Origin of the sequence: Acidiplasma aeolicum (assembly GCF_001402945.1) — an archaeon.
Classification (GTDB): Archaea; Thermoplasmatota; Thermoplasmata; order Thermoplasmatales; family Thermoplasmataceae; genus Acidiplasma; species Acidiplasma aeolicum.
This window is the reverse complement of record NZ_LKBG01000044.1, coordinates 1-3693: the sequence shown is the minus strand read 5'-3', so window position 1 is coordinate 3693 and position 3693 is coordinate 1. Positions and strand designations below refer to the sequence as shown.

Here is a 3693-nt window from a genome sequence, read left to right as displayed (position 1 = left end):
CAGACGCACCGATGGATGTTGCCAGCAGCGATGAGCTCAGGTCCTTGTCTATCACCCCATCAAATCCGTTATAACCATTCTGATTGTCAGTGACAGGTATGCCGCCGCCTCCAACAGCAACCGGCACGTATCCGTTTGAAATCATGCTTAATATTGAATCCTTTTCAAGTATGCCCAGCGGTTCGGGTGATTTAACCATCTTTCTGTAGCCCTTCCCAATTTCCATTGCATATGAATCGTCTATTTTATGATCAAAAAATGGGCCTATGGGCTTCATTGTGAATTTCTCTGGATTTATCTTTGTATGTGTTATTAATGGCACAGCAGATTTTTTAAGGATTTTATTTTCCTCAAGGGTTTTATATGCCATGTAAAGTATATGCAATAAAAAACCCTGTGACATGGCACCGGCCATGTAAAGTGGATATCCTGCCCTGGTGTATATCTCACCAACCTGCGGACCGTTACCATATGTTACCGCGCAGTCATTGCTGTTGATTATTTCTGATAGCATTGAGAATGTATCATTTGCCTTTCTTATCTGCTCATCTATTGTTGATTTTCCATTGTCGAGTGCATTGCCACCCAGTGCTATGACAATCCTTCCCATTATTCATCACTTTTCAGTGCAAATTCAAGAGATGCCGCAGCACCGTATATTTTGTTCACACCCTGCTCCCATACTACTGAATGAGCGCCCTCAATGACATCGTCCGTTATCTCATTGCCCCTTTCAGCAGGAAGGCAGTGCATGACAATTGCATCTGGCCTTGCAGCATCAAGGACAGATGAGTTTATCTGATAGCCCTGAAAGTCATGGATTCTTTTGTTTCTTTCAGATTCCTCACCCATGCTGGTCCAGACATCTGTATACAGTATATCTGAATTTCTGGCGGCGTCCATAACATTATTATTTATATTTATTTCAGACCCTGTTTCGGATGCAATTTTCTCTGCCCTTTGAAGGTAAATTTTATCGGGCATGTAATTTTCAGGGGTTGCAATTGTAATATCCATGCCGGTCATTGCGCATGCCAGCATCAGTGAATTTGCCATGTTGTTTGTTCCATCACCGACAAATGTTAATTTTAGGCCCTTAAACCTTTTCTTTTTTTCATTGATTGTTAAAAAGTCCGAGACCATCTGTGTCGGATGTTCGGAATTGCTCAGTGCATTTATTACAGGAATTTTTGAATATTTTTTAAATTCGTCTAGCGTTGATTGCTGGAATACCCTGGCAATGATTATGTCAAGCCATCCCCCGAGCATTCTGGCAACATCCTTTACAGGCTCTCCACCTGACAAATGTAGCTGATCCGGTGTCATGTATAAAACGTGTGCGCCCATCCTTTCGGCGGCAACCTCAAAGGAGGTCCTCGTCCTTGTTGATGGCTTCTCAAAAAGAAGGCCTGCATATTTATTTCCCATGATCTGATCAACGGCCTTTTTCTGGCCGATCATGGTTTTAAAATATCCGGCCCTAGCTACCATATTCATGAATTCCTCATTGCTCACATCCATTAATGATAAAAAAGACCTTGCCATTTTAATCCCTCTCCACAACTGCGGTCATGCAGTGAGCCCCACCATATCCGCCTGTGATATTCTCCAGGTTAAGGGCATATGCATCAATGCCGTTTTCATATATCTCCTTTTTGTACGGGAATACACCGCCTGAACTTAAAAATGAGGAGTACTCCTTTTTAACCTCGTTCAGAAGTGCACCATACCTTTCAGGATTCTCGCCTGCCTTGTATTCAAGGTCCATGACAACAGACTTTAATATCCTTGAGCTGTCAATTGCCAGTATTGTGCCATCCCTTATGCACAGAAAGTTCGATGAATACGCCATCTGCTCTACAGTTGACAGGCCAATTATATTAAATCCCTTTGATTTTATGTAATCATACAATGTTGTTTTATTACCAGAATTTTTATATTTGCCATCAGATTCTCTTAAGTATATATCAACCCTGGCGTTTTTTAAGAGCAGCTCTGATCCAACCACGGTTGAGGATGATGCCACATTGAAATAGGTATCAACGTGCATGTCTATCATTGGGTCAGGTTCATTTCCAGGTATTAGTGGGTGCATTGGCTGGTGCACGACGGCCACCTCATCGAACCCAAGGCCTGATGAAAGCATCTGCTTTACACCATCATCATTGGTTCTGTCACCGTTACCAAGAAGGGCAAAATCCTTCATTGGAATGAAATCACCCCCCTCAATTGTTGCATTTCCTGATCCACGGCCGGCAATTGGCAGATTAAGTGATTTCCATAAAAGCTCTGTAAATTCCGGCTCATGCCTCCTCTGCGGCTTTGACATTCTGGACATAAAAATGCCCTTATCTGTTGTTGCCTGCTGGTCACGCATAAAATAGAGGTTTGACAGTGGATCGCTGCTGGTTATCCTCATGTGCGCTGCCGATGCACCAGTGGCACTTTTCAAATGAACCTCGGGCCTTAACAGCATTATATCTATGAAGTGATTTGTATCGTATAAATCAATGTCGTGTTTCATCTGATTCCTGGCCTCATCGGCCTCGGATGGTGTGCCATCAAATTTAAGCACGGATAATGCCATGTCTATTAATTTTTGACGGATTTCACTGTTACGGTCTGCAGCATCTGCCAGTGTTTTATCAAGCCGCAGGACATTTACATTAAATTCCTCCTTTAACACCCTCTGGAGTGTATCATGCTCAGACCTTGCCCTGTATCTGCTGAATGCCCTTTCATAAAGGGATGCCTCCGGGTCAAGAAGACCAAGAAACATCTCTATTCCTGGCTTATGCACTGCAACCTTCCTTAATGTATCCCATTCTGATTTTACCTTTCCCTCCATTTTTTCATCTCCTTAATCTATTTCATCATTCAATGGTTTGTGCTTTATATTTTCAAGATATGCCCATACAAATATGATCACAGCAAAAATGCCGAGTGTGATCAGGTCATACGGTGAGTTTAAAATTCCAAGGGGCGACACCGGCAAAATATTATCATATATGTATGTTTTACTGCCTATAAATGATATTACAACTATTCCTGTAATGTAAACAATAAGCCACAGGTTTCTTTTTATTTCAAATGGCTTGTCCTTTCTAACAAAGATATAAAGTATGTAGCCTATTAACATTAACACCCCTCCGATTATTGTCCATGGCCATGATGCAAAATATATTAGAAATGTGCTGAGCACAAAACCCACCAATGCAAATGCCGTTCCACCATATAATTTAAAGGGCCTCTTTGCATCCGGATCGGTTTTTCTTAAAATCGGGAGCGATAATGCTGCGGCTGCATATGGAACAAGTGTGGTAATGGATGCGAGAAGTGCAACCTCCGGAAATGATGGCAGTAATATCATTGTTATACCTGTTAACACCGATGAGAATATTAATGCATTTGCAGGTGTTTTATATTTTTTATCCACACTTCCCATGGATGACCAGAATAAATCATTTTTTGCCATGGCATACGGAACCCTTGCCTGAAGGAGAACCCAGTCACCGCCCGCACCAAGTGTGCTGATTATTGCACCCACCACAACTACGGCCGCAAGCACTGGAAGACCAATAGATGTTGCGGCGGTGGCAAACGGGGATGACAGGTTTCCTATGTCACCCCAGTTGCCCACAGGTATGCCGGCTCCTGACCAGTTAAACATGCCTGTGAATGCAATTGACAATA

The 3693-nt window shown here is 42.5% G+C and carries 4 protein-coding genes; all 4 read right to left on the bottom strand.

Annotated features, from left to right (window positions below):
* Positions 1-610, bottom strand: a 610-nt coding sequence (locus AOG54_RS01590; RefSeq protein ID WP_055032322.1) for an amino acid kinase family protein, incomplete at its 3' end; no start/stop codon positions are given.
* Complete coding sequence (gene argF, locus AOG54_RS01585) at positions 610-1545, bottom strand: ornithine carbamoyltransferase (RefSeq protein WP_055032321.1); 936 nt, start codon at positions 1543-1545, stop codon at positions 610-612. The genes argF and AOG54_RS01590, both read right to left, overlap by 1 nt.
* A 1-nt stretch (position 1546) precedes the next feature.
* Entirely contained in the window at positions 1547-2848 is a 1302-nt protein-coding gene (locus tag AOG54_RS01580) for an arginine deiminase family protein (protein WP_055032320.1), read from the bottom strand.
* Positions 2849-2860: 12 nt separating this feature from the next.
* Positions 2861-3693, bottom strand: an 833-nt coding sequence (locus tag AOG54_RS01575) for an APC family permease (RefSeq protein WP_162200844.1), incomplete at its 5' end; no start/stop codon positions are given.